The organism is Xanthomarina sp. F2636L (assembly GCF_026410195.1).
GTDB lineage: Bacteria > Bacteroidota > Bacteroidia > Flavobacteriales > Flavobacteriaceae > Xanthomarina.
This window is the reverse complement of the sequence record NZ_JAPMLM010000061.1, coordinates 136,079-162,061: the sequence shown is the minus strand read 5'-3', so window position 1 is coordinate 162,061 and position 25,983 is coordinate 136,079. Positions and strand designations below refer to the sequence as shown.

Here is a 25,983-nt window from a genome sequence, read left to right as displayed (position 1 = left end):
ATCTGGATATTTTTATATCTTTAAAACATAGAATTTAAAGATATAGCCATGTCTTCCATTGAAGATTTTATGTTACCATGCCTAAACAAACAACTTTTTGGAGTTGATTGTTTAGGCTGTGGTTTTCAAAGAGCTTTCATGTTTCTTATTAAAGGTGATTTTACGGCTGCTCTTATAATGTATCCTGCCATTTACACGCTTATACTACTTGGAATATTTCTTATCTATAATTTTTATAAAAAATTTAAATACGATTATCAACTTAAAATGGGGCTTATTTTTTTAAATGTCCTTATTATTGTTGGTAGTTATATATTTAAAATAACACATTAATAGATTCAAATCTCATGGAAAAACATCCCTTACAAAACGCGACACTTATTTTAGTATTAGGTATCTTATCAATCGTAACCTGCTGTTGCTATGGTGTTTTAGGTTTACCTATTGGTATTGTTGCCTTGGTTTTAGCTAATAAATCGACTAAAATTTACGCTGAAAACCCAGAGCTATACACAGGTTACAACAATGTGAAAACGGGTAAAATACTTGCCATAATAGGGATTGTTTTAAATATAATCTTTTTGGCTTATGTTTTTTGGATTATTAGTATGATTGGCTGGGAAGCTTTACAAGACCCTGAAATGTTACAAGAAAAATTACAAGAATTTCAAAAAATGCAACAAGTTTAATTTTATATAATATGGATATCAAACCAACTAGACCTAATAGTTATTTAGCCTTAGCTATTATCAGTACTATTTTATGTTGTCTTCCTTTTGGAATTGTAAGTATTATTTATGCTACAAAAGTGAATAGTCTATTTGAAGATGGTAAATACGAACAAGCTATAAGTGCATCAAAAAACGCCAAAACCTGGGGTATAGTTTCCATAGCTGTAGCGCTTTTGGGTTGGCTAATATACATACTAATCTTTGGTCTTGCCATGTTTGGAGCTTTACTAAGTGAAGCTGGTTAGTAAGCATAAAAAGCTTCTTTTTTTTCTGGCATTACTAGCCGGAATTGGTGTTATAACGCTTTTCTATTTTTGGAACCCAGCGAATAACATCATTTTTCCTAAATGCTTATTTTATAGCGCTACAAATTTATATTGTCCAGGATGTGGCTCGCAAAGAGCCATACATCAAATACTACATGGACAGATAATGGCTGGTTTAAAATATAATTATTTAATAGGTTTTTTGGTTCTTGTTTTGGGCTATCAACTTTATGTTTATATCTCTCAGGAGCAGTTTAACAAAAACACTAAAAACATCCTTCATAAACCCATGGCAACAAAATTTATTTTAATACTTGTTATATTCTTTTGGATATTGAGAAATATTCCTTTTTATCCGTTTAATACTTTAGCTCCATAAATAAGAAAGCGACTATCCTTTACTAAAAGTAATCGAAATAGTCGCTTTTTAATACTTTCTAAAACCTTTTAGGTTTTATTATTTTTCAAACTGCTTTAATGTTTTAACTATAATTGAAACACAATCTAATAATTGTTCTTCATTCATCACCAAAGGTGGAGCAAAACGAATAATATTTCCATGAGTTGGTTTTGCTAATAGGCCGTTATCACGTAAAGCTAAACAAATATTCCAAGCTGTTTCACTTTCTTCATCGTCGTTAATTACAATCGCATTCAACAACCCTTTACCTCTAACTAATTCTACCAAGTCAGTTGTTTCAATATATTTGTTTAATTCAGATCTAAACAGCTTTCCAAGTTTTTCAGCATTTTCAGCAAGGTTTTCTTCTTTAACTACTTCTAATGCAGCAATAGCAACAGCAGCAGCTACTGGATTTCCTCCAAAAGTAGATCCGTGGTTTCCTGGTCTAATCACATCCATTATAGCATTATCTGCTAAAACAGCAGATACAGGATATGCTCCACCACTTAATGCTTTTCCAAGCACTAATAAATCTGGTTTTACATTTTCATGATCTACAGCTAACAACCTTCCGGTTCTAGCAATTCCAGTTTGTACTTCGTCTGCAATAAACAACACATTGTATTTTTCGCATAGAGCTTTTGCTTTTGCTAAATAGCCTTCTTGTGGAACAAAAACACCAGCTTCCCCTTGAATAGGTTCTGCTAAAAATCCAGCAATATTTGGATTGCTTTTTAATTCTGCTTCTAAAGCTTCTAAATTATCGTATGCAATTTTTATAAACCCTTTGGTATAAGGTCCAAAATTCTTTCTGGCAACAGGATCGTTAGAAAAAGAGATAATAGTTGTAGTTCTTCCGTGGAAATTGTTTTCGCAAACAACAATCTCGGCTTCATTTTCATCAATCCCTTTTACTTCGTAAGCCCATTTTCTACAAATTTTTAAAGCAGTTTCCACAGCTTCAGCACCTGTATTCATTGGTAATAACTTATCGAAACCAAAAAATTCGCAAGCAAATTTTTCATATTTCCCCAGCATATCGTTATGAAATGCTCTAGACGTTAATGTTAAGGTTTCTGCTTGTTTGGTCATAGCACCTACAATTCTTGGGTGACAGTGTCCTTGGTTTACTGCAGAGTAAGCAGACAGAAAGTCGTAATATTTTTTCCCTTCTACGTCCCATACATAAACACCTTCCCCTTTACTCAGCACTACTGGAAGTGGATGGTAATTGTGTGCGCCATACTTGTTTTCTAAATCTATCGCTTCTTGCGATGTTAATTGGTCTAAACTAGCCATTTTAATAAATTTATAGTTGATGAATAAATAACCATTCCTACTATACCTTTATCTTTTCGAAATCCCGATACGTATCGATACGAAAATTCAGCGTGGGAGAGAAATCATCCCTAGGATTTGCAAAATTACTAAATATCTCGGATTATGGAAAGTGTTTTCCTATTTGATTTTATCACCTTATTTAAACGAATAAAAAGTATTTTTATGGAAAGATATAATCTCCAGAAATTATCGTTTCATATAAAAAATTAAAATAATATTTTAGTGATTCATATCTTGTAAAAAATTCGTAAATCAGAACGCGTAAATAGCAAATCCTTTCCTTACTTTTGCAGCATGTCTAGAAGAAAAAATAAAAAACAAGTATTTACAAACGTAGAAGTTGTAGATGCTGGTGCTAAAGGAAAAACCATAGCAAAGGCAGCAGATGGGAAAGTGATTTTTTTGCCAAATGCAGTTCCTGGCGATATAGTTGATGTACAAACCTTTAAAAAACGAAAAGCATATTACGAAGGAAAAGCCATTGCCTTCCATAAACTTTCCGACAAACGTACTACTCCAGTTTGCGAGCATTTTGGAACCTGTGGTGGTTGTAAATGGCAAGATATGGGCTACGAACACCAGTTGTATTACAAACAAAAAGAGGTGGTAAATAACCTAACTCGCTTAGGACATTTAGAATTACCAGAAGTAACTCCTATTTTAGGATCTAAAAACGAATACTTCTATAGAAATAAAATGGAATTCTCCTTTAGTGACAGTCGTTGGCTAACTGTAGAAGAAGTACAATCCGATAAAGACTTAGGAGATAGAAATGCTTTAGGTTTTCATATTCCTGGCATGTGGGATAAGATTTTAGATATTAAAAAATGTCATTTACAAGCAGCCCCATCTAACGCTATTAGAAATGCAGTCAAAGAATTTGCTCTTAAAAACGATCTAGAGTTTTTTAATACAAGAAATCAAACAGGTTTATTACGTACCTTAATGCTTCGCACATCTTCAACAGGAGATATTATGGTGATGGTTCAGTTTTTTAAAGAAGATAAGAACAAGAGAGAATTACTATTAAATTATCTGACTGAAACTTTTCCTGAAATAACCTCCTTACAATATGTTATTAACGAGAAGGCTAATGATACTATTTACGATCAAGACGTTATTTGCTATAAGGGACAAGATCATATTTTTGAAGAAATGGAAGGTTTGAGATTTAAAATAAATGCCAAATCGTTCTACCAAACAAACTCAGACCAAGCCTATCAACTTTATAAAATTACCAGAGATTACGCTGATTTAACTGGAGACGAATTAGTTTACGATTTATATACTGGAACTGGAACTATTGCGCAATTTGTTGCTAAACAAGCAAAAAAAGTGATTGGTGTTGAAGCTGTTCCCGATGCTATTTTAGCAGCTAAAGAAAATGCACAATTAAACGGCATAGAAAACGTTGAATTCTACGTTGGAGATATGAAAAGTGTTTTCAACGAGGCTTTTATTAAAACTCATGGTCATCCAGATGTTATTATTACAGATCCTCCCAGAGATGGTATGCATAAAGATGTGGTTCAGCAAATACTAAATATTGCTCCTAAAAAGGTCGTATACGTAAGTTGTAACAGTGCCACACAGGCTAGAGATCTAGCTTTAATGAAGGACATGTATCAGATTACAAAAGTAAGACCTGTAGATATGTTCCCACAAACACATCATGTAGAAAATGTTGTACTTTTGGAAAGACGATAATCGTTAATTAACTATTTTGTGAATGAAACGCTTTAAAATTATTTTAATTCCTTTACTTGTTTTTTTTATAACTCTTTTTGGTTGTGAAAAAGACGATATCTGTTCTGAAACAACAGAAACTACTCCAAAAATGCATATCGCTTTTTACGATATTAATTTTCCAACTGAAAATACACCAAAGAATGTAAACAGACTTAGGGTTACTGGAATCGGTGATCCAGATCCTGGAGTTTTATCAACTTATGATGGCAGCAAAGCACAAAAAGAACTTTTTTTACCTTTAAAAACAACCGAAAACAGTACCCAATTTATCCTTCATAAAGGATATAAAATTGATGAAAATGATAATGTTTTGGGGAATCCAGATACCATTACTATAAACTATGTAAGAAAAGAAGTTTATGTCTCACGTGCTTGTGGCTACAAAACCATTTTTGAAAATGTAGTAATAACGGTTGAAGATGATGGAAACAAATGGATCCAATTAGCACAATCTGTAAACGATAATCAAACTGTAGAGCATGAAGATGACATTCACTATAAAATATATCATTAATTCTTTAGTTATTTTATTTGTCTTTTGTGCTACAACCCAAGCTCAAAACGACAGTATTATTAGCACTAAAACAGATTCTATTAAACACAAAGAAAGTTACGGACTCCGTTTAGGTGGAGATTTAGGCAAAATTATTAGGTCTTTTGTCGACGACGAATATAAAGGCTTTGAGATTAATGGGGATTACCGACTTACCAAAAAATGGTATCTAGCAGGAGAAATTGGAGTCGAAGAAAAACTAACAGCTAACGATTATATTAATGTAACCACTCAAGGGAGTTATTTTAAAGCTGGAGTAGATTATAATGCCTATGAAAACTGGTTCGGCATGGAAAACATGATTTATGGTGGTTTTCGAATTGGAGCAAGCACGTTTAGCCAAACCCTAAACAATTATGGCGTGTATTCACAAGATCAATATTGGGCGCCTCAATTTACATCTGAAGAAGGTGAAAAATTTAGCGGTCTTACAGCGCTTTGGGGAGAGTTTATTGTTGGTTTGAAAGTAGAAGTTATAAATAATTTATACTTAGGTTTAAATGCCCAATTTAAATACATGATCAATGATGACCAACCCGAAAATTTTGAAAACCTTTACATCCCTGGTTTTCAAAAAACTTATGATAGTGGTGGCTTTGGCTTTGGTTATGGCTATACAGTATCTTACCTCATTCCTTTTTATAAAAGAGATAAGTAGTTTTCTATATTGAAATTCAACTTAAATCGAAGTGGAACTTAAAAATAAGTACAAAATCTGAGTTCCTGCGCATTCCTGAAATTTAATTAAAAACCAATTGCAACAAACAAGGACAGTCTCTCACCTCTGTAAATTATCGTTTAATCATTATTCCTAAATTAACAGCTAACCATTAGCCCTTTAACCCCTATTATGCCATTATCTTTGCCTTTAGCTTATTGAACAATTACACTACAACCCAATAATCCATTACCAGACCTCCCTATAACCCCATTAAAAAAGAACCACATTATTCCACCCTAAAAGTGTTAAATTTCAATAGATATTTTTTATTGTTAGGATTCCTTACTATATTTGATTCATAAACAAGTATTAATTTAAAATTATAATTATGAAAAAACCCATTTTTTATCACGCAGGATGTTCCGTATGTGTTAGTGCAGAACACGATATTGTAGAATTAGTAGGAAAAGACAAGCTGGAAATTGTTAACATCAGTGAACACAGAAACCGTATTGAAGAAGCTGAAAAAGCCGGCGTAAAGTCTGTTCCTGCCATGGTAACAGCCACAGGAAATGTCTTACATATTAATCATGGAGCTTCTATGGCCGAAGTAAAAGCATAACAAGAATATATTATGAAAAACACGATACTCCTCACAATGGTTTTGCTTATAATCTCATACAGCAAAGCCCAAGAAGCAAATTACGAAGGCACTAATTTTGACATAGAAACTGTTGAAGTGTCACATAACGAAGAATGGGCCCTAAGTGTATGGACCATTGGCGTAAAAGGAAACGCTGGAGAAACAAAACCCATTAAAGCCGGACAATTGGATGGAGCTCCTGTTTTAGGCTATGTTTTTCCTACTAACTTAAAACCTACAGATGTAGGTTTTAGCGAAACAGATGGCATACTGGCCTTAGCTCTAACATCGCATCCTGATTTTGACGACACTCCTCTCTGGGATGAAAATGCAGATAAAAACTATCTAAACGATGGTATTATCTGGCACCCACATTGGGTGGTACTAGTTAAAAACGAACTTGTACCAGGTGGTCTGGCTGTAAAGCAATTTAAAAAAGGAGACACCTCAGTAACCTTGACTCCTACAAATCCAGGAATGCCCATGTTTATGGATTCGCCAGGCTTTCAGGTTATAACAAAAGACCATACAATTACTGTAATTGTACCGGATTACCGTATAAATCATCAAATTAATTTTAACTTTGATGGGGTTACAGCCTTTTTAAAAGTAAATACCAGCAATCCAGAGTTACCTATGCTTAGTGTTTATCAGGTATATAGTGTAGCCAGTGGCAATTTAAGTTTACCATATACAGTTAAAAAATGAAAGTATCCGTTTGGGACACCTATGTCCAAAGAGAAGATGGCAACATCATGCACTTCGATATTTTAGTGCCAAGTAGTTTATCTAAAGAAGAGACCATATTTAATTATGGGAAAACATATTTAGAATCTAAACCTTTTAAAACAGGAAAACTAACAGCCAGCGAATGTAAGTTTTGCCATATAGAACAAGCAACAGACAGCATGATCAAGGCTATAGAAAAAGTAGGTTTTTATATTATTGAAATGGAACATTGCAACTAATTTGATTAGGATGACTAACTTTGCCTATCTGATATATTGGATAGGCAATTTTATACACACGAGTTATGACAGATTCTATTTTTAATCCCGAGTATCAAAATCACAATACCTCAAGCAAAATTATAGTGGCCTTAGAGCGTATTTCTCAAGCGTTTAAGGTGCTGCTATGGGAAAAAGCGAAAACATTTGGTTTAAGCCCTATTCAAATACAAATATTACTATTTATTGCATACCACAAACAGGACTTTTGTAATGTAAGTTATATTGCAAACGAATTTAACGTGACAAAGCCAACGGTTAGCGATGCTGTAAAAGCACTAATTAAAAAAGGACATATAGAAAAGAAAGCTTCGCTTTCAGACAGCAGAAGTTTTTCAATGGTTTTAACGCCTTCGGGCAAGCATCTTATTACAGAAACAGAAGACTTTGCCAATCCTATTAACACACAGATAGAAACCTTAGAACCCTCAAAACGTGAAGATGTATTTAAATCCCTAAGTCAGGTTATATACAAGCTAAACCAGGCAGGAATTTTAACCGTACAAAGAACCTGTTATGGTTGTAAGTTTTACGACAACAAAAAAGGTGGACATTATTGCAACCTTTTGGATAAACCCCTTAAAGTTTCAGACATTCGAATAGATTGTCCAGAGTTTGATGCTAAAAACACAGAATAAAAAATATGTTCTATTAGTAAATGAAGTTAAAATTGGAGCAAACACCGCCTTTAAATATTGCCAAGTTTTAACGGATTTCTGATGTTGAACCTTCTTTAAAAAGAACTCAAACGATAACCGATAACCGATAACCGATAACCGATAACCGATAACCAATTCTAATCATTAAATTTTGCTTTTTTACTTCCTTCATACATAACATACTTAACCAAACGCGCTTCCAATTTGGCGTTTACCAAGTGAATTTTTCTTGAAGGACGCAAGCCAACATGTTTTAAGGCTTCTAAATTTGAAGTAATAAACCATGCATCTGTTCCAGGATATCCTTGCTTAAGCGTATCACCAATATTTTTATAGAACTCTTCCATATCAATATCTAAACGTTCGCCATAAGGCGGATTAAATACCATATGTAACTTGTGTTCTCCAGCCTTTTGAGTCTTGAAAAAATCTTCGTGTTGAATACTTATAAACTCTTCAAGGTGGGCGTTTTTAATATTATCCTTAGCTTTTTCAACAGCACTTGGAGATTTATCATAACCCATTATTTTATAGTGAAAATCTCTAGTTTTACTTAAAAGCGATTCTTCTATTTTTTCAAATAATTCTACATCCCAATCTGCCCAACGTTCAAATGCAAATTCTTTTCGCATTAAATTAGGTGGAATATTACAGGCAATCATAGCTGCTTCGGCTAAAATAGTGCCACTACCACACATAGGATCCATAAAATCAGATTGCCCGTCCCAGCCAGAAAGCATGACCATTCCAGCAGCAAGGACCTCGTTTATTGGAGCAATATTAGTTGCTGTTTTATAGCCTCGTTTATGTAGTGAATCTCCCGAAGAATCTAAAGAAATATTACAAACCTCTCTATCTATATGAACATTAATTTTTAAATCAGGAAACTTTAAATCTACATTAGGTCTTTGCCCTGAAGTTTCTCTAAATTTATCTACAATAGCATCTTTGGTTTTTTGAGCTATATAAAGAGAATGTGTAAAAACTGTCGAATTAATTGTTGCATCTACAGCCAAAGTTCCTGTTGGCTTTAAATAGTTCTCCCAGGACATTTTATAAATCTTATCGTACAAATCTTGTTCGTTGCGCACTTTAAATGTTTCAATAGGCTTTAAGATTTTAATAGCTGTACGCAACCCCAAGTTTGCCTTATACATAAAGCCTTTATCACCAGTAAAACTAACGTTTCTAACACCAATCTTAACATCTTGTGCTCCAAGTTGAGTAAGCTCTTTTGCAAGTAATTCTTCAAAGCCAAATAAAGTTTTGGCAACCATTTTAAAATTATTCTCCATTGTAGATATTAAATAGAATGCAAAAATACAGTATTTTTGTGGCAACTTAAATTAATTGGGTTAAGGATTGAGCAATTGTTGGAGCTCTTTTTATTTTATCGTTTTATAAAATAAAAAAGCGACTTGCGAAAGCCTGACTCTACGGAGTGACAACGTAGTGGAGTAACCCCCAAATAAAAATCCTCCCTGGTTTAGGGAAGTTTATATGACAAAAAATACAACACAATGGTATGCTTCGTGGTTTGACACACCATATTACCATATTTTATATAAAGACAGAGATCATGAGGAAGCGCAGATGTTTATGGATAATCTTACCAATTATTTAAACCTGCCAGAACATGGAAAAATTCTAGATTTGGCTTGTGGAAAAGGAAGACACTCTCTGTATTTAAGCTCTTTAGGGTATGATGTTACCGGAGTAGATTTATCTGAAAATAGCATTGCTTACGCGAAACAATTTGAGAAAGACAATTTACATTTTGAGGTACATGATATGTGCAAACCTTACGATAAAAAATTTGATGCTGTTTTTAATCTGTTTACAAGTTTTGGTTATTTTGAGGAAGAGATTGATAATTTACGAACCATTGAGGCCATACATGCCGATTTAAATGAGTACGGTTTTGGCGTTATCGATTTTATGAATATCGATTTTGTATTAAACAATTTAGTAACTGAAGATATTAAAACAGTTGAAAGCATTGACTTTCACCAAAAACGTTATGTTAAAGACGGCTATTTATATAAAGACATATCTTTTAAAGATAAAGGTAAAACCTTTAGTTTTCAAGAACGGGTAAAAGCCTTTACTCTAAATGATTTTGAACAGCTTTTTGAACAGGCTGGAGTTTATTTATTAGATATTTTTGGGGATTATAAATTGAATAAATTCCATAAAAACACATCTGAACGCTTGATTATGGTTTTTAAATAACCTGTATTTTGTAAGTGACTAATTAATATTAAGATTTCTCCCGAAAATTTCGGGATTCGTGAAAAACATATATGAAACAATACTTATTACCAGTATTTGCAGTCGTTCTTGGCGCTTTAATTGTTTTGGTTTTAAAGCAAAAACGAAGTCTGTTTACTAGACTCCTACTCTCTTTTAGTGGCGCTTTTTTATTGGCTTTAACATTATTCGACTTGCTACCGGAAGTTTACCATCATATGGAAGCTAAAAAGACCGGTTTGTTTATCATGTTTGGAATTCTGTTACAAATAATTTTAGAGTTTTTCTCTAAAGGTGCCGAACATGGACACATTCATATTCATAAGGACAATACCCAGTTTCCTTGGTTGTTGTTTATCAGTTTGTGTATTCATAGTTTTCTGGAAGGCTTTCCAATCCACCAACACAACGATATGGTTTATGGTGTTTTAATTCATAAAATTCCAATTGCTACATTAATAACCAGCTTTTTGGTACAATCTAATTACAGTAAAATGCAGATTGCTGGCTTTCTAATATTCTTTGCTGCCATGACGCCTCTTGGTACTTTTATATCGAATAGTTCTTCCATTCCCGAAAGCTATATTTATTTAATAAATGCTGTAGTAATTGGTATCTTTTTTCATATTTCAACGGTTATTTTGTTTGAAAGCAGCGAAGGACATAAGTTTAATTTATCGAAATTACTAGCCATATTTTTTGGAGTAGCTATAGCGTATATGATATAATAAATTAGACAGCTAATATTTACAGTTTATTTACTTTAGGAAAAGTGTGAATATTATTATATAAAAACCTCTTAATTAAGCAGTTGTATTTTAGTTATTGCTTTAATCTTTTTTTAATTATATTTAGTCTTTATCAACTTTCTATTCACTATCCGCTAACCACTTTTAATCATGTTCAGCAAAGAGGAATCTAGATTATTAAAACAAGAATTTTGGACCAGTTTTGGTAAGTCCTTTCCTAGAAAATGGATTTTATACGATACAAAAATAAAAGGCCTTAGTCTTAAATTTCATTTTGATACCAAAACAGCTTTAGTTGCTTTAGACCTCGAAGACGACTTAGAAGGTAGAATTAACCATTGGGGAAAGCTATTGGCCTTAAAATCCATTCTTAAAGATGATTTTTTACCTGAAGCTATTTTTGAAGAAGAATATTTTTTGGAAAATGGGAAAGAAATTTCTAGAGTATATGTGCTTTTAGACGCTCCAGTCTCTATTCATAATATAAAATCATGGCGTATAACCATGGAATTTTTTAATGAGACTATGAGCAAATTAGAAGCTTTCTTTATAGAGTATCAAGATATTATTAGGGCATAAACTTTACCGATTTACCAAATAAAAATAGGTATTGAGAAAGTTGGTTTAATTACGTTTAAATATGAAAAACTTACTCTTAAAAATATATGGTATTATTTTAATATTGTTTTCATCAACAACTTATGTTTTTGGGCAAGAAAGCTATCCAATACCTAACAAAACACCTACAAGACTTTTTTATATTCAACACAGTAATAATCACAATACGTTTGTGTATGATGCCCAACTAAAAAATGATTCAATAGACATAGAAAATCCTATAAAAGAATATAGAATAGTGTATACAGAAGGAGGTGTCATAAGGCCTTTAACCAGACTTCAAAAGCATATGGCTTATGGTTTATCCACCAATTACATCTCTAATAATCTTTTTGAAATGTATCTTGCCGCTAATAAAACAAGGCCTTTTTTCCTAACCCTAGATTCAAATTCAAAACCTATTGTTTATATAACCATAAATAATCAAAAATTAATATTAGACAGAATTTTTGTCAAGCTAAAAAATAATTTTTCTGTAATTCATGTAGAAGCAGATTATATTCTATTTGAAGGGAAAGATTTTCATTCACTAAAAGAAGTGAGTGAAAAATATTATTTAGACAAATAACCTATATCACATAAAAAAACACCAGTAAAAAGTGGCAAATTGCACCTCCAAGCACAAATAAATGCCAAATAACATGGTTATAAGGTATTTTATGAACGGCATAAAAAACAATACCTAAGGTATAAAACAAACCTCCCGCAAATAGAAGCAAAGTTCCATTAGTTCCTACGTAATCTGCCAGATTAGAAAAGTCTATAACAATTAGCCATCCCATAATGAGATAAAGTAATACTGAAAAAAGCTCAAATTTTCCAGTAAAAAACAATTTCAAGACCAAACCTAATAACGCAATTCCCCATACCACCCAGAATATTGGCCAACCTTTACTTTGTTCCAGAGCAATTAAAGCTACTGGCGTATAGGTTCCAGCAATTAACAGGTAAATACTAATATGATCAATAATACGGAAATAATGCTTTTGCTTCTCGGCTTGAACTGCATGATATAAGGTGGAAGAACTAAACAAAATAATAATTGAAAGTCCGTAAATTATAACACTAAACAAACTCCAGTCGGTTTTACCTGTATTAAAAACTATAAGCAAAACTAAGGCTGCAATTCCCATTACAGCACCTACTCCATGAGTTAAGGCATTGAGGCGCTCTTCAGCTAAGGTTTGTGTATGCGGATCTTTTATTTTAGCCATTTTTGGGTAAGTTCTAAAAAGTCAAATTTGATGGCAGCGTCTTGTCGTTCTAGCTTTCCACTTTGAAAATTACGTTGTAGAACATCTTCTATTAAATAATCTTCTTTAACATTCTCGGGATCGTAAACTTCCTTTAAAGATATGTTGAACAAGTTTGCTGTACTATTAAACCAAAAAGCACGCCAGCCACTTCGTAAACGTTTTATTAAATCGAAGGTGGTTTCTCCCGTTTGTCTGTATATAAGTTTTACTAAGATCTGACCTTCTGTTCTGGTTAACTTCTTGAGTTCTTCAGCAAATTCATCTTCGATATAAGTTTGAATAATCCGAGCATATTTTTTTTGATCGCTTTTCTTTTTAATAGAAGCCATACGCTCGTTTAAAGACTCCAAGCGTTCGGCCGCCAATTTAGCGTATGGATAGACTTTTATGGTTTTTCGTCTTAAAATTAAGTAGCGTTTTCTGTCCTGGTTGCTATCGAATTTAAGTTTATGCAGCAACAATACTTCATTTAAATTAATAGCAGTATGAGGAATGGTATCTCCCTCAAAAAAGATATATTCCACATCAGAGTTTTCCGTATCAAGAGAATCTATCTGAGCATGGGCAAATAAAGGCAAACATAAAAGTAGGTAAACTAGTTTTTTCATATTTATTTTACATGAATCCCGAATGTCAGGTCACCATGTTTATTTTTAAATAGTTGAATCCAAAATCGTTCCAAAACATTGGTAAAATTAATAATTTACCAAAGCATTAACCTTAAAATACTATTAATATTATTATTTTAGTGCAAAATAATTTAACATGGCAAAAAAGAGCATTTTAAACAAAAAATCATTGGATTTTTTAGAAACATATTTAAACAATGCCTCACCAACCGGATACGAGTGGGAAGGGCAAAAAATCTGGATGAATTATCTAGAACCTTATGTGGATGAATTTATTACAGACACCTATGGTACGGCTGTTGGCGTTATCAATCCGAAAGCAAAATACAAGGTGGTTATTGAAGGACATTCCGATGAAATTTCCTGGTACGTAAACTATATTACAGATAACGGTTTGATTTATGTAATTAGAAATGGAGGTAGTGACCACCAGATTGCGCCCAGTAAAATCGTGAATATTCATACAAAGAATGGTATTGTAAAAGGTGTTTTTGGCTGGCCAGCTATCCACACCAGAAATAAATCTAAAGAAGAAGCACCAAAACCAGACAATATTACCATAGACGTGGGAGCTAAAGACAAGGCTGAAGTGGAAAAAATGGGCATTCATGTAGGATGTGTTATAACATACCCAGATGAGTTCCATATACTAAACGGTGACAAATTTGTTTGTCGCGCTTTAGACAACAGAATGGGTGGTTTTATGATTGCTGAAGTCGCTCGGTTACTAAAAGAAAACAAGAAGGAACTTCCTTTTGGTTTATATATTACCAATTCGGTACAGGAAGAAATTGGTTTACGTGGTGCAGAAATGATTACTCAAACCATCAAACCAAATGTGGCTATTGTAACAGATGTCACACATGACACAACAACTCCTATGATCAAAAAGGAAAAAGAAGGTCATTTAGAGCTTGGTTTAGGTCCTGTAGTAGCATATGCTCCTGCTGTACAACAAAAACTAAGAGATTTAATTACAGATACTGCTGAAGAAAAGAAAATTCCTTTTCAACGTTCTGCCCTTTCGAGAGCTACAGGTACAGATACAGATGCTTTTGCTTATAGCAACGGTGGCGTAGCTTCGGCATTAATTTCTTTACCACTACGTTATATGCACACCACAGTAGAAATGGTTCATAGAGACGATGTGGAGAACGTGATTAAATTAATTTACGAAACGCTACTAAAAATAGAAGACGGAGAAACGTTTTCATATTTTAAATAGTCGCTAAGCGACATTTATAAACTTTTAATAAAAATAAAGCCTCTATAATAGGAGGCTTTTTTTAATATGACTGAAGAACTTATAGATATTGTAACAGAAACCGGAGAACCAACGGGAAAAACAGCATTAAAGTCTGAAATCCACAGAAAAGGACTTTACCACAATACGGCTCATATTTGGTTTTACACCCGTGATGGGCAAATTTTATTAGCGCAACGTGCTGCTACAAAATCTATTTGTCCTTTACTTTGGGATGTCTCTGTTGCCGGCCATGTAGATGCTGGCGAAACTATTGAAGAAGCTGCCATTAGAGAAACTCAAGAGGAAATTGGTTTGACTATTTCAGAAACTGATTTAAACAAAATTGGAGTCTTCCCTTGTTTTCAAAGTTATGACAATGGGATCATCGACAATGAATTTCATCATACGTTTATAACTGAATTGACAACAGATATCAGTGAGTTAAAACCTCAAAAAGATGAAGTTGAAAACTTAAAACTAATTAGTCGAATAAAGTTTGAAGAACTGCTACAATTCACTGAAGAAAACAATCATTTTGTGGCCTCAAATAAAACATATTATAAAATTGTTTTTAAGCATATTCTTCAACAGATATAATTTTATTATTTTAGCTTTATGAACCTACTCCTAGCTGCCATTGCACCTGTTCTCGCCATCATTCTATACATATATTGCAAAGATGAATACGAAAAAGAGCCTAGAAGATTATTGCTATATAACTTTTTGCTTGGCGCTATTGTAAGTATTTTAATTGCCACTATTTTATATTATGGTTCCGATGCTGTGATAACCCTTAATGATGAATTTAGCGTTATACAGCAATTCTTTAAAGCCTTTCTTGTAGTGGCTGTTATAGAAGAATTTAGCAAGTACATTATTGTCCGTTTTTTTGCCCAACCCAATAAAGAATTTAACGAACCCTATGATGGCATTATGTATGCCGTTATGGTTTCTATGGGATTTGCGGCCACAGAAAACATCATGTATGTTATTGAAGGTGGCTATCAAGTTGCTTTATTAAGAGCCTTTACAGCAGTTCCGGCTCATGCTACTTTTGGAGTCCTTATGGGCTATTTTATGGGAAAGGCAAAATTTACCAAACACCCTTCTAAATATAACTTATTAGGTCTTTTTCTGGCGGTATTATTTCATGGAGCTTACGATTTCTTCTTGTTTATAGATTTTATTCCGGGAATTTGGATTGGCGCTTTTGTATCCCTTGGTCTTGGCTTATATCTGTCTAAAAAAGCTATTAAAGCTCATCAGAAGAATTCATTTTTTAAGGTTTAAAGGTAGTACTTTCTCACAACCCTTCTCTTCAAAAAGATGAGACTGAGGCTGATAACCGCCCCTGAAAACTGAGACTAATTATTGGAATTTAGTTTTTAGGATTTAGAATTTAACACTCCTCATAAATCCTTATATTTACAACTTCAAATAAAACTATATGAATCAATCATACAAAGTGAATGTGAATAAAGCATTCGATTTTGACATCACTTCAGAAGAGGTTTCTAAACTTGATGCTATAACAGTTTCTTCATCAGAATATCATGTTCTACAAGAAAACAAATCTTATAAATGTGACATCATCTCATCCGATTTTAACACAAAAACATATCAAGTAAAGGTTAATAATAACACGTATAATATCGACGTATTTAACGACTTAGACCTGCTAATTAAAGATATGGGCTTTGAAGTTGGCGCTTCAAAAATGGTCAACGACATTAAAGCGCCTATGCCTGGATTGATTTTAGATATCCATGTAAAGGTTGGACAAGAAGTGAAAGAAGATGATGTGCTTTTAATTCTTGAAGCCATGAAAATGGAAAATGCACTTACAGCTCCTAGAGATGGGATTATTAAATCTATATCTGTTTCTAAAAGTGATACCGTAGATAAAAACCAATTATTAATAGAGTTTGAATAGCATGAAGAAGTTACTAGTAGCAAACAGAGGGGAAATAGCTATTCGTGTCATGCGAACTGCAAAAAAAATGGGCATTAAAACGGTTGCTGTTTATTCTACAGCAGACAGACATGCTCCTCATGTAAAATATGCAGATGAAGCTGTTTTAATTGGTGAAGCCCCTTCTAATCAGTCTTATTTATTAGGAGACAAAATTATTGAAGTCGCAAAAATTTTAGAAGTCGATGCCATTCATCCTGGTTATGGTTTTTTAAGTGAAAACGCACATTTCGCTGAATTATGCGAGCAAAACAACATCACTTTTATTGGTCCAAAATCCAAAGCCATAAAAATTATGGGGTCTAAATTAGCAGCTAAAGAAGCTGTTAAAACCTATAATATCCCTATGGTTCCTGGAACCGACGAAGCCATTACAGATATCCCTGTTGCTAAAAACATTGCTAAAGAGATTGGTTTTCCAATTCTTATTAAAGCCTCGGCTGGAGGTGGTGGAAAAGGGATGCGCGTCGTGGAAAAAGAAGCCGATTTCGAATCTCAAATGGATCGTGCCATCAGTGAAGCTGTCAATGCGTTTGGGGATGGTTCTGTATTTATTGAAAAATATGTCAGTTCTCCTAGACATATCGAAATTCAGGTCATGGCAGATGCCCATGGAAATATCATTCATTTATTCGAAAGAGAATGCAGCGTCCAACGTCGCCATCAAAAAGTAGTAGAGGAAGCTCCTTCTTCAGTTTTAACTCCTGAATTACGTCAGAAAATGGGAGAAGCTGCAGTTAAAGTGGCAAAATCTTGCGATTATCTTGGAGCTGGAACTGTAGAATTCCTTTTAGATGAAAAACTAAATTTCTATTTCTTAGAAATGAACACCCGTTTACAAGTAGAACATCCGGTTACAGAATTAATAACGGATACCGATTTGGTAGAATTACAAATTTTGGTGGCTCGAGGTGAAACCCTTCCTATTAAACAAGAAGATTTAAAAATAAATGGTCACGCCCTAGAACTACGTGTTTATGCCGAAGACCCTTTAAACGACTTCCTGCCTAGTGTTGGAAACTTAGAAGTTTATAAATTACCAGTGGGCAAAAATATTAGAGTGGATAATGGTTTTGAAGAAGGCATGGATATTCCTATTTATTACGACCCCATGCTTTCTAAATTAATTACTTATGGAAATACGCGAGCCGAAGCGATCCAATTGATGTTATCTGCCATAGAAAATTATCAAGTAGAAGGGATTCAAACCACCTTACCTTTTGGAACATTTGTCTGCGAACATGAAGCCTTTAAATCTGGGAATTTCGACACCCATTTTGTTAAGAAATATTATTCGCCAGAAGCCTTATTAGAAGAGCAAAAAGAGGAAGCAAAAATTGCAGCTACTTTGGCCTTAAAAAAATATTTAGCAGATCAGAAACTCTTGCGTATTCCTTTGAAGTAGTAGTCAGTAATCAGTAGTCAAAAATAATAAAATTCGAATACTAGTTTTCAAGTTTAAAATAGAACTTAAGAGTAACCACATACAGCTTTGCGCCTTTGCGTCTTTGCGAGAAAAAAAATGAACATGAAATCAAAAATAAATACCCTCAACGAAAAATTAAGTCAAGCCTATTTAGGTGGTGGACAAGTTCGTATAGATAAACAACACACAAACAAAAAATTAACCGCCAGAGAGCGCGTTAATTACTTATTAGACGATGGCTCTTTTGAAGAAATTGGTGCTTTAGTCACCCATAGAACTAAAGACTTTGGGATGGAAAAACAAAAGTTTTATGGCGATGGGGTGGTTACTGGATATGGTACTATAAATGGGAAATTAGTATATATTTTTGCACAGGATTTTACTGTTTTTGGAGGTTCTTTATCCGAAACGCATGCTGAAAAAATCTGTAAGGTTATGGATTTGGCTGTAAAAGTTGGCGCACCAATGATTGGTTTAAACGATTCCGGAGGAGCAAGAATTCAAGAAGGTGTACGCTCTCTTGGAGGATATGCAGACATTTTTTACAGAAATGTACAAGCGTCTGGAGTGATTCCCCAAATTTCGGCTATTATGGGACCATGTGCTGGAGGTGCTGTGTATTCACCTGCTATGACAGACTTTACCATGATGGTGGAAGGTACCAGCTATATGTTTGTAACGGGACCAAATGTAGTAAAAACAGTAACTAATGAAGAAGTGACCTCAGAAGAACTTGGAGGTGCCAGTACACATTCAACAAAGTCAGGAGTAGCACATATTACTTCTACGAATGATGTGGAATGCTTAGAAGATATTAAACGCTTATTAAGTTATTTACCTCAAAACAATACAGAAACTCCTACCCGCTTTCCTTTTGAATTAAAAGATGAAGTTAGAGAGAGTCTTTCTAGTATTATTCCAGATAATGCCAATAAGCCCTACGATATGCATGAGGTGATTTCTGGGATTATCGATGCAGATTCATTTTACGAGATTCATAAGGATTATGCAGAAAATATTATTGTTGGTTTTGCACGTTTAGGAGGAAGAAGTGTTGGTATTGTTGCCAATCAGCCTATGTATCTTGCAGGAGTTTTAGATGTAAACAGTGCCAAAAAAGCAGCGCGATTTGTACGTTTTTGTGATGCTTTTAATATTCCATTGTTGGTTTTAGAAGATGTTCCAGGGTTTTTACCAGGAACCGATCAAGAATGGGATGGAATTATTGTACATGGCGCAAAACTATTATATGCTTTTAGTGAAGCAACCATACCAAGAGTGACCGTAATTACCAGAAAAGCTTATGGAGGTGCTTATGATGTAATGAATTCTAAACATATTGGAGCCGACATGAATTTTGCCTGGCCAAGTGCAGAAATAGCTGTTATGGGAGCTAAAGGTGCTGCCGAAATAATCTTCAAAAAAGAAATAAACGCTGCAGAAGATAAGGAAGCTAAATGGAAAGAAAAAGAGGCCGAATATGCCGAGTTATTTGCCAATCCGTATAGTGCAGCGGAGCGTGGTTTTATCGATGAAGTGATTTTGCCAAAAGATACCAGACGGAAATTAATAAAAGCTTTTTCTATGCTTGAAAGCAAGGAAGTTGAAAAACCAAAACGAAAGCATGGGAATATTCCTTTATAACATACAAACCCATAATTACTATAAATTCTTTACTATAATTTAACTTTAATTAAGAAAACTAAAGAGCGCTTTCTCTAACAATAGTTTACTTTTGCTGCATGCAAGAGAATCAACCTGTAAAATTTGAGTTTATAGCTTTAATGGCATCTTTAATGTCAATTGTGGCTTTGGCTATAGATGCTATATTACCAGCAATGACTTCTATAGGAATCTCTGTAAACAACTTAGACAGCAACAATAATCAGCTACTAATTACCATGATTTTTTTAGGATTGGGAACCGGTCAATTACTTTTTGGCCCTTTATCAGACAGTCTTGGAAGAAAACCCATGGTATATATTGGGTTTGGCATTTTTACTATTGCAAGTATTATTTGCGTGCTTTCTCCAACTTTAGAATGGATGGTTTTTGGAAGAATTCTACAAGGCATTGGACTAGCGGCTCCAAGAACTATTGCTATTGCTATAATCAGAGATTTGTATAAAGGTGATTATATGGCAAAAATCATGTCTTTTATAACATCTTTCTTTATTCTGGTTCCTGTTATTGCTCCTATAATGGGAAAATTCATTTTAAACTTTTACCATTGGAAAGGGATTTTTTATGTGCAAGTTCTTATAGCTTTTTTGGTGTGTGTTTGGTTTTGGAAAAGACAGCCAGAAACCCTAAAACCAGAACATAAAATAAAATTTAACAAGCATTTGTTTATAGATGGTTTTAAGGAGTTATTAAAACATAAAGTTACATTAGGCTTTACAATTATATCCGGCTTTATTTCTGGAGCTTTTATTGTGTATTTGAGTGCTTCACAAATAATTTTTGAAAACCAATATAACTTAATAGATGAGTTTCCTTACATATTTGCCGGTTTAGCTACAGGTGTTGGGGTAGCTACTTTTTTAAATGGAACCATGGTCATGCGTTTAGGCATGTGGCGATTATCATTTATAGCCCTTGTTATATTTAGTGTAAATGCGTTATTATATGTTTTATTATTTTGGAATTCTGCAAACCCACCTGTAATAGTCTTGTTAGCATTTATGGCTATTCAGTTTTTTACCATTGGATTTATTTTTGGAAATATAAGAGCCATCGCCATGGAGCCTATTGGGCACATAGCAGGAATTGGAGCAGCAATAACTGGCTTTGTTTCTACCATAATGGCAGTGCCTATTGCTAATTTTATTGGTAGTTTTATTAATGCTACTGCTCTACCCTTATTTATTGGTTTCTCAGTATTTGGCACATTTTCAATTTTAATTTTTCTACGTATGCAGGTTATTAAAAACAAAGAGATGCAGGTTATTAGAGTAATCGAGTAATTTATATATGCTAAAGAAATAACACTTCTACAATAAACAAATGAGCTTGGAGATGTTATACTTATAATATTGTAGAAAGTATGGCAACTACAGAGCCTATTATGTACTCTACTCCAATAGCAATGACTATAAATCCAATGATTCTAGACAAGGCATTAATACCTGATGCTCCAAGAAATTTAACGATAAAATGACCACTTTTTAAAATAAAGTAAATGGACAGAGATGCTGTAAAAATAGCCCCTACAATAATTAAGATTTCCTGAGTTGAAGTATATTCTTGGTTATAAGCAATTAACAAAGAAATAGTTCCTGGACCAGCCAACATGGGAATAGCTAAGGGGCTTAAAGAAATAGGGTCTCTATTTTGAATAATTTCTTTTACACGTTCTCGTTTCATACCTTTATGTTCCCGAAACTTCCCTGTTAATAAAGCAAACCCAGAAGTTGCTATAATAAGTCCCCCGGCAATTTTTAAAGCATTTAAGCTAATTCCAAAAAATGAAAGTATAAACTTCCCTGCAAAAAAAGATAAAATTAAAATAGCTAAAACATCAACAGCTGTCCAAAATGCGGTAACTGCCCTGGCCTTTTTAGAATAATCGTCTGTTAATCCAACAAAAATTGGTAGCGTTCCTAAAGGGTTCATAATAGAAAAAAGCGCTCCAAAACTTAATAAAAATAACTCCATATTTTTTTAATGTAAAATCAATGATTTTTTTAAAATGAATAATAACAGGGGGATAATATAACTCAAACATTAGTTCAAATTAGAAAAGCCACGAAAACCGGAGTTTTCGTGGCTAAGTTAAATACAAACTAACAAACTAACAAACTATTGTATTTAATCTAAAATTTTTAAGTAAACTTTATCTTTAACTAGTCTATAATCATTTATATGCTTAACATACTTGGTGTAAACATCATCATGCTGATTAATATAAAACAAGTCACATTCTAAATCATTACATTCTTTAAACCTTTCTATTGAACCTTTATAGTTGAAAAATTCATTTAATAATGCTGAATTTAATTCAACTTCTGCTAAAAGTTCCTCTTTCAAATCTTTGTCGTTTAGCTTACTAGATGCAATTTTAACTAACATGTCGCATTCAGTAGAAACATAATTTAAATGAGCTATCCACGTATTTAAATCTTGCAGACGTTTAGTGTGGATAATCTGTTCATCTGTATCATGTGCAAAGAATGATTTTGGTTCCATTGTTATATAGTTTGATTACTTTCTGTTTTTATATTTTTTACTTCTTTAACTGTTAAAGATTTAGCACCCCCAGGAAATTCCCAATCTATAGTATCTCCTTGAGCATAACCCATAACAGCTAAACCCATAGCGGTTAATACTGATAATTTTTTATTAGAAAAATTACTTTCTGTTGGAGAAACCAATTGAAAAGAATTCTCCCACCCGTCATTAGAAACGATAGTTACCTCAGAGTTAAACCTAATAACATCCTCAGGCATTTCGTCTTCATCAGAAACTATGGCAGATTCTAATTCGTTTTGCAATCTGGCAACCGAATTTTTCCTTGCAGCTTCTTTATAATTACCCTGTAAGCTAAGAAGTCGTTTTAAAGTCACGAATTCTTTCTTTTCCAATATGATACTTCCGTATTTCATTGTAATAATTTTTAATTAAGGGAAAATACCTCTTTGAACATAAGCTTTCTCAATACGCTCGATTGCAAGCATATAAGCTGCTGAACGCATATCCAATTCTTTTTCTTGAGATGTTTTAGACACTCTTCTAAAAACCTCAGCCATTTTTTTGGTGATTTTAGCTAGAATTTCATCTAATTCCCAAAGCTCTCCATTTCTATTTTGAAGCCATTCAAAGTAACTTCCAATAACACCACCTGAATTACATAAAATATCAGGAATAATATCGATATTACGCTTTAATAATATTTGTTCAGCTTCAACAGTAGTAGGACCATTAGCTCCTTCTGCAACTAAAAATGCTTTAATTTTTTGTGCATTTTTTTCAGTAATTTGATTACCTAAAGCTGCTGGAATACAGATATCACAATCCAAACCAAAGAAATCTTCTTTCTCTATAGCTTTTCCATTAGAATAACCAATAAGACTTCCGTTGTTACCTTTAATATATTCAGATAAATTTTCAGCTCCTAAGCCATCAGGGTTTGCAATACTTCCAAAAGCATCTTGAACACCTACTAATTTGGCACCTTCTAATTCTAAAAAGTGAGCAGCCCAATAACCAACGTTTCCAAAACCTTGAACGATAAATGTTTTACCTTTTAATTCGATGTTTTTATTTTCTGCCCAAAATTTAATGGTTAAAAACACACCAAATCCGGTAGCTCTATCACGTCCTTCTAATCCACCAGAACCAACTGGTTTTCCTGTTACAACATGCTGATTTTTAGAACGCTCAGACGGCCCTTTTGTAGACATATAGGTATCTGCAATCCAAGCCATAGTTTGCGAATTAGTATTCACATCTGGCGCAGGAATATCGTGCTCTGGTCCAATATTCTCACCTAAAGCATAAGTGAAACGTCTTGTAATACGCTCTAACTCATTGTTAGAATATTTATTTGGGTCTATTTGAATCCCTCCTTTTGCGCCTCCATAAGGAAGACCTGCTAAAGATGTTTTCCAAGTCATCCACATAGCTAATGCTTTTACTGAATCAATATCAATCGTTGGATGATATCTTAATCCTCCTTTATAAGGTCCAAGTGCATTGTTATGCTGTACTCGGTAACCCTTAAAAACTTCCACATCACCATTATCCATTCTTACTGGAAAATGAATGATTAATTCGTTGTTGGTAACCTCAAGTATCTTTTTAATATTTGGGTTAAGATCAACCAAATCAGCAGCAGCATTAAACTGTTTCATAACATTTTCTAACATGCCTTGTTTTGGTTGCTGTTTTTTAACTTCTTTTGTTAATGTCATTATATTTAAATTAAATAAGTTCCACTGTTTTTATTTCTTTTGTTCTGCGAAACTCTCTTGTTAATGTTTGGGGTTTAATTTTTGTGTCTATGTCTTCAGTTACTCCTATTCGCTGCAAGACCTAATAAAACTTTTGCTTGATGTTAAGTTATAGAAGTCTAAATAAATAAACTTTTAACTATAGCATCCATAAAATAATTTTATAGACGAACCACTAAGGACAACTCTTATGCCAACTTTATAAAACAATTTCAAATATCGTTTTAAAAATCTGATTAATAGTGCTTTATGTGAATATATGCAAAACATATAAATTTATAAAATTGGGGATTTTTTACTCATGTGAGTAAAATTTACCCAGTAAATTAAATATCTACGGATTGAAAATAGAGACTAACCAGACAAAATTTCTAGTAGGAATTCTATAAGAAAATAACATACTTATTTATGATTTATTTAACTAATGGATTGCCAATAGATATACAATAATAACCTAATAAGTGAATATCCAAGATACTAAAGATGTTAAAATATGCGTAGAACCTAAACATTTTAAAGATGTATAATTAATCTCAAAATAAAACTATTTTATTTTTTCGCTTAGGGTTTTCCTATCTATCTGAAGAATTTTTGCTGCTTGACTTTTATTATTATTTGTAGCAGCCAAAACTTTAAGGATATGTTTTTTTTCAATTTCTTTTAAAGATTGAAATTCAACCTCATCTGGAAAATCTATTTGATACTTTAAATGTTCTGGTAGATCTTTTACTTCTACTTGTTTATCGCACATAATAACAGCTTGTTGAATGATATTCTCCAATTCGCGAATATTTCCAGGCCAGGAATAACGCTCTAATACATGTAGAACTTCAGGTGAAATTTTTATTAATCTGTCCTTATACTCTATCCCATATTTGAATAAAAATTTATCTGTTAACAGCTTGACATCTTCAATACGTTCTCTTAGTGGTGGCACAGCTATTTGAACAACTGTCAATCTATAATACAAGTCTGCTCTGAATTTTCCTTTATCAATAAGTTCTTTCAAATCGATATTGGTAGCTGCAATGACTCTAACATCTACTTTTTCTGCTTTTTGAGAACCAACTCTGGTAACTTCCTTTTCTTGAAGCACGCGAAGTAATCTCAATTGGGTAGCCATTGAAGCATTACCAATTTCATCTAAAAACAATGTCCCATGATTAGCAGCTTGAAAAAAACCATTCCTATTTTCATCAGCACCGGTAAAGGCTCCTTTGGTATAACCAAATAATTCTGCTTCCAAGAGGTTCTCTGGAATGGCTCCACAATTTACAGCAATAAATGGTGCTCTGGCATATTGTCCCATATAATGAATGGAACGAGCAACAAGCTCTTTACCTGTACCACTTTCGCCAGTGATACAAACTGTTGCCTTGTTGTTTTTTACACGCTCTATAACGTCTGTAACTTTATTTATAGCTTCAGAATTTCCTATTAATTCTCCATAAGAAACATCTGTTGTAGGCTTATCTGTTTCAGTAAACTTCGGTTTTTTAGATTTTAATGCCAAGGATTTTCTTACAGCCTCTTTTAGTTCTTCTTTCGTAAAAGGCTTCGTTAAATAATCCATAACTCCAGATTTCATAGCTTCTAAAGCGCCATCAATAGACGGATAACCTGTAACTACTAGTTTTGGCATATCTGGATCATGCTCTGAAACATATTTTACCAATTCGAGCCCATCTACACCAGGCATTTTTAGATCTGTAATTAATAAGTCGATGGATTTATCCTTTAAAATCTCAATGGCTTCTTTTACAGAGATAGCTTTATAGGTATGATAATTTAAAGACTGTAAATGACGTTGCAAAAGTTCTAAAATATGAACATCGTCGTCAACTATTAAGATATTTTCTTTATTTAAACCCAT

31 protein-coding genes are annotated in these 25,983 nt (G+C 33.3%); 22 read left to right on the top strand and 9 right to left on the bottom strand.

Annotated elements, in window-relative coordinates; all coding sequences use genetic code 11:
• Positions 1-48: 48 nt before the first annotated feature.
• The 4 genes from OS191_RS06130 to OS191_RS06115 are packed head-to-tail and all read left to right on the top strand — an operon-like array spanning position 49 to position 1,376.
• Positions 49-333 (top strand): DUF2752 domain-containing protein, encoded by a 285-nt coding sequence (locus OS191_RS06130; protein ID WP_267154844.1) that lies wholly within the window; start codon positions 49-51, stop codon positions 331-333.
• Between the two features lie 14 nt (positions 334-347).
• Positions 348-689: a CCC motif membrane protein gene (locus OS191_RS06125; RefSeq protein ID WP_267154843.1), complete on the top strand. Its 342-nt coding sequence runs from the start codon at positions 348-350 to the stop codon at positions 687-689.
• An 11-nt stretch (positions 690-700) separates the two neighbouring features.
• Positions 701-976 (top strand): CD225/dispanin family protein, encoded by a 276-nt coding sequence (locus tag OS191_RS06120; RefSeq protein WP_267154842.1) that lies wholly within the window; start codon positions 701-703, stop codon positions 974-976.
• The gene (locus OS191_RS06115) at positions 963-1,376 is read left to right on the top strand and encodes a DUF2752 domain-containing protein (RefSeq protein ID WP_267154841.1); all 414 of its coding nucleotides are present in this window, start codon (positions 963-965) and stop codon (positions 1,374-1,376) included. The genes OS191_RS06120 and OS191_RS06115 overlap by 14 nt, the downstream gene beginning before the upstream one ends.
• Positions 1,377-1,454: 78 nt before the next feature.
• On the opposite strand, the gene rocD is transcribed toward OS191_RS06115, so the two are convergent.
• A complete protein-coding gene (gene rocD, locus OS191_RS06110; RefSeq protein WP_267154840.1) occupies positions 1,455-2,699 on the bottom strand; it encodes an ornithine--oxo-acid transaminase in 1,245 nt (414 codons plus the stop codon).
• A gap of 336 nt (positions 2,700-3,035) precedes the next feature.
• On the opposite strand from rocD, the gene rlmD reads away from it, so the two are divergent.
• The 7 genes from rlmD to OS191_RS06075 all read left to right on the top strand — a co-directional run bounded on the left by rlmD (position 3,036) and on the right by OS191_RS06075 (position 7,992).
• Positions 3,036-4,448, top strand: coding sequence for a 23S rRNA (uracil(1939)-C(5))-methyltransferase RlmD (rlmD, locus tag OS191_RS06105; protein ID WP_267154839.1), 1,413 nt, complete (start codon positions 3,036-3,038; stop codon positions 4,446-4,448).
• Positions 4,449-4,470: 22 nt separating this feature from the next.
• Entirely contained in the window at positions 4,471-5,004 is a 534-nt protein-coding gene (locus OS191_RS06100; RefSeq protein WP_267154838.1) for a DUF6452 family protein, read from the top strand.
• Positions 4,970-5,701 carry a DUF6048 family protein gene (locus tag OS191_RS06095; RefSeq protein WP_267154837.1) on the top strand — a complete coding sequence of 244 codons (732 nt, stop codon included), beginning with the start codon at positions 4,970-4,972 and terminating at the stop codon, positions 5,699-5,701. The genes OS191_RS06100 and OS191_RS06095 overlap by 35 nt, the downstream gene beginning before the upstream one ends.
• A 391-nt stretch (positions 5,702-6,092) precedes the next feature.
• On the top strand, positions 6,093-6,326 hold the full coding sequence (locus OS191_RS06090) for a thioredoxin family protein (RefSeq protein ID WP_267154836.1): 234 nt from the start codon (positions 6,093-6,095) through the stop codon (positions 6,324-6,326).
• Between the two features lie 12 nt (positions 6,327-6,338).
• Complete coding sequence (locus tag OS191_RS06085; protein ID WP_267154835.1) at positions 6,339-7,055, top strand: hypothetical protein; 717 nt, start codon at positions 6,339-6,341, stop codon at positions 7,053-7,055.
• Complete coding sequence (locus OS191_RS06080; protein ID WP_267154834.1) at positions 7,052-7,315, top strand: DUF2024 family protein; 264 nt, start codon at positions 7,052-7,054, stop codon at positions 7,313-7,315. Before OS191_RS06085 ends, OS191_RS06080 begins: the two co-directional genes overlap by 4 nt.
• A gap of 65 nt (positions 7,316-7,380) precedes the next feature.
• A complete protein-coding gene (locus OS191_RS06075) occupies positions 7,381-7,992 on the top strand; it encodes a MarR family winged helix-turn-helix transcriptional regulator (RefSeq protein WP_267154833.1) in 612 nt (203 codons plus the stop codon).
• A gap of 158 nt (positions 7,993-8,150) precedes the next feature.
• Here the strand turns inward: OS191_RS06075 and OS191_RS06070 are convergent, their stop codons facing one another.
• Positions 8,151-9,308 (bottom strand): THUMP domain-containing class I SAM-dependent RNA methyltransferase, encoded by a 1,158-nt coding sequence (locus tag OS191_RS06070; protein ID WP_267154832.1) that lies wholly within the window; start codon positions 9,306-9,308, stop codon positions 8,151-8,153.
• Between the two features lie 205 nt (positions 9,309-9,513).
• On the opposite strand from OS191_RS06070, the gene OS191_RS06065 reads away from it, so the two are divergent.
• From OS191_RS06065 to OS191_RS06050, 4 genes are all read left to right on the top strand, one after another.
• The gene (locus tag OS191_RS06065; RefSeq protein WP_267154831.1) at positions 9,514-10,245 is read left to right on the top strand and encodes a class I SAM-dependent methyltransferase; all 732 of its coding nucleotides are present in this window, start codon (positions 9,514-9,516) and stop codon (positions 10,243-10,245) included.
• 71 nt (positions 10,246-10,316) lie between these two features.
• Complete coding sequence (locus OS191_RS06060) at positions 10,317-10,991, top strand: ZIP family metal transporter (RefSeq protein ID WP_267154830.1); 675 nt, start codon at positions 10,317-10,319, stop codon at positions 10,989-10,991.
• Between the two features lie 171 nt (positions 10,992-11,162).
• Entirely contained in the window at positions 11,163-11,591 is a 429-nt protein-coding gene (locus OS191_RS06055) for a DUF4268 domain-containing protein (RefSeq protein ID WP_267154829.1), read from the top strand.
• A gap of 61 nt (positions 11,592-11,652) precedes the next feature.
• On the top strand, positions 11,653-12,198 hold the full coding sequence (locus tag OS191_RS06050; RefSeq protein ID WP_267154828.1) for a DUF4833 domain-containing protein: 546 nt from the start codon (positions 11,653-11,655) through the stop codon (positions 12,196-12,198).
• A 1-nt stretch (position 12,199) separates the two neighbouring features.
• On the opposite strand, the gene trhA is transcribed toward OS191_RS06050, so the two are convergent.
• Both trhA and OS191_RS06040 read right to left on the bottom strand, forming a co-directional pair.
• On the bottom strand, positions 12,200-12,844 hold the full coding sequence (trhA, locus tag OS191_RS06045; RefSeq protein ID WP_267154827.1) for a PAQR family membrane homeostasis protein TrhA: 645 nt from the start codon (positions 12,842-12,844) through the stop codon (positions 12,200-12,202).
• A complete protein-coding gene (locus OS191_RS06040) occupies positions 12,832-13,494 on the bottom strand; it encodes a DUF4294 domain-containing protein (protein ID WP_267154826.1) in 663 nt (220 codons plus the stop codon). Before OS191_RS06040 ends, trhA begins: the two co-directional genes overlap by 13 nt.
• A 157-nt stretch (positions 13,495-13,651) precedes the next feature.
• Here OS191_RS06040 and OS191_RS06035 point away from each other — a divergent pair, with 157 nt between their 5' ends.
• The 7 genes from OS191_RS06035 to OS191_RS06005 all read left to right on the top strand — a co-directional run bounded on the left by OS191_RS06035 (position 13,652) and on the right by OS191_RS06005 (position 21,125).
• The gene (locus OS191_RS06035; RefSeq protein ID WP_267154825.1) at positions 13,652-14,740 is read left to right on the top strand and encodes a M42 family metallopeptidase; all 1,089 of its coding nucleotides are present in this window, start codon (positions 13,652-13,654) and stop codon (positions 14,738-14,740) included.
• A 66-nt stretch (positions 14,741-14,806) separates the two neighbouring features.
• A complete protein-coding gene (locus tag OS191_RS06030; RefSeq protein WP_267154824.1) occupies positions 14,807-15,358 on the top strand; it encodes an NUDIX hydrolase in 552 nt (183 codons plus the stop codon).
• Between the two features lie 18 nt (positions 15,359-15,376).
• Positions 15,377-16,051, top strand: coding sequence for a PrsW family intramembrane metalloprotease (locus tag OS191_RS06025; RefSeq protein ID WP_267154823.1), 675 nt, complete (start codon positions 15,377-15,379; stop codon positions 16,049-16,051).
• A gap of 157 nt (positions 16,052-16,208) precedes the next feature.
• Positions 16,209-16,694: an acyl-CoA carboxylase biotin carboxyl carrier protein subunit gene (locus OS191_RS06020; protein WP_267154822.1), complete on the top strand. Its 486-nt coding sequence runs from the start codon at positions 16,209-16,211 to the stop codon at positions 16,692-16,694.
• 1 nt (position 16,695) lies between these two features.
• Complete coding sequence (accC, locus tag OS191_RS06015) at positions 16,696-18,138, top strand: acetyl-CoA carboxylase biotin carboxylase subunit (protein ID WP_267154821.1); 1,443 nt, start codon at positions 16,696-16,698, stop codon at positions 18,136-18,138.
• A 123-nt stretch (positions 18,139-18,261) separates the two neighbouring features.
• Positions 18,262-19,803, top strand: coding sequence for an acyl-CoA carboxylase subunit beta (locus OS191_RS06010; protein ID WP_267154820.1), 1,542 nt, complete (start codon positions 18,262-18,264; stop codon positions 19,801-19,803).
• Between the two features lie 98 nt (positions 19,804-19,901).
• Positions 19,902-21,125 carry a multidrug effflux MFS transporter gene (locus OS191_RS06005; RefSeq protein ID WP_267154819.1) on the top strand — a complete coding sequence of 408 codons (1,224 nt, stop codon included), beginning with the start codon at positions 19,902-19,904 and terminating at the stop codon, positions 21,123-21,125.
• Positions 21,126-21,186: 61 nt separating this feature from the next.
• On the opposite strand, the gene OS191_RS06000 is transcribed toward OS191_RS06005, so the two are convergent.
• The 5 genes from OS191_RS06000 to OS191_RS05980 all read right to left on the bottom strand — a co-directional run bounded on the left by OS191_RS06000 (position 21,187) and on the right by OS191_RS05980 (position 25,983).
• Positions 21,187-21,816, bottom strand: coding sequence for a MarC family protein (locus tag OS191_RS06000; RefSeq protein ID WP_267154818.1), 630 nt, complete (start codon positions 21,814-21,816; stop codon positions 21,187-21,189).
• Positions 21,817-21,969: 153 nt separating this feature from the next.
• Positions 21,970-22,347, bottom strand: a complete 378-nt coding sequence (locus OS191_RS05995) for a hypothetical protein (protein WP_267154817.1) — start codon at positions 22,345-22,347, stop codon at positions 21,970-21,972.
• Positions 22,348-22,349: 2 nt separating this feature from the next.
• On the bottom strand, positions 22,350-22,763 hold the full coding sequence (locus tag OS191_RS05990) for a GreA/GreB family elongation factor (RefSeq protein ID WP_267154816.1): 414 nt from the start codon (positions 22,761-22,763) through the stop codon (positions 22,350-22,352).
• A 15-nt stretch (positions 22,764-22,778) separates the two neighbouring features.
• Positions 22,779-24,071, bottom strand: a complete 1,293-nt coding sequence (locus tag OS191_RS05985) for a Glu/Leu/Phe/Val family dehydrogenase (protein ID WP_267154815.1) — start codon at positions 24,069-24,071, stop codon at positions 22,779-22,781.
• Positions 24,072-24,654: 583 nt separating this feature from the next.
• Positions 24,655-25,983 (bottom strand): sigma-54-dependent transcriptional regulator, encoded by a 1,329-nt coding sequence (locus tag OS191_RS05980; RefSeq protein WP_267154814.1) that lies wholly within the window; start codon positions 25,981-25,983, stop codon positions 24,655-24,657.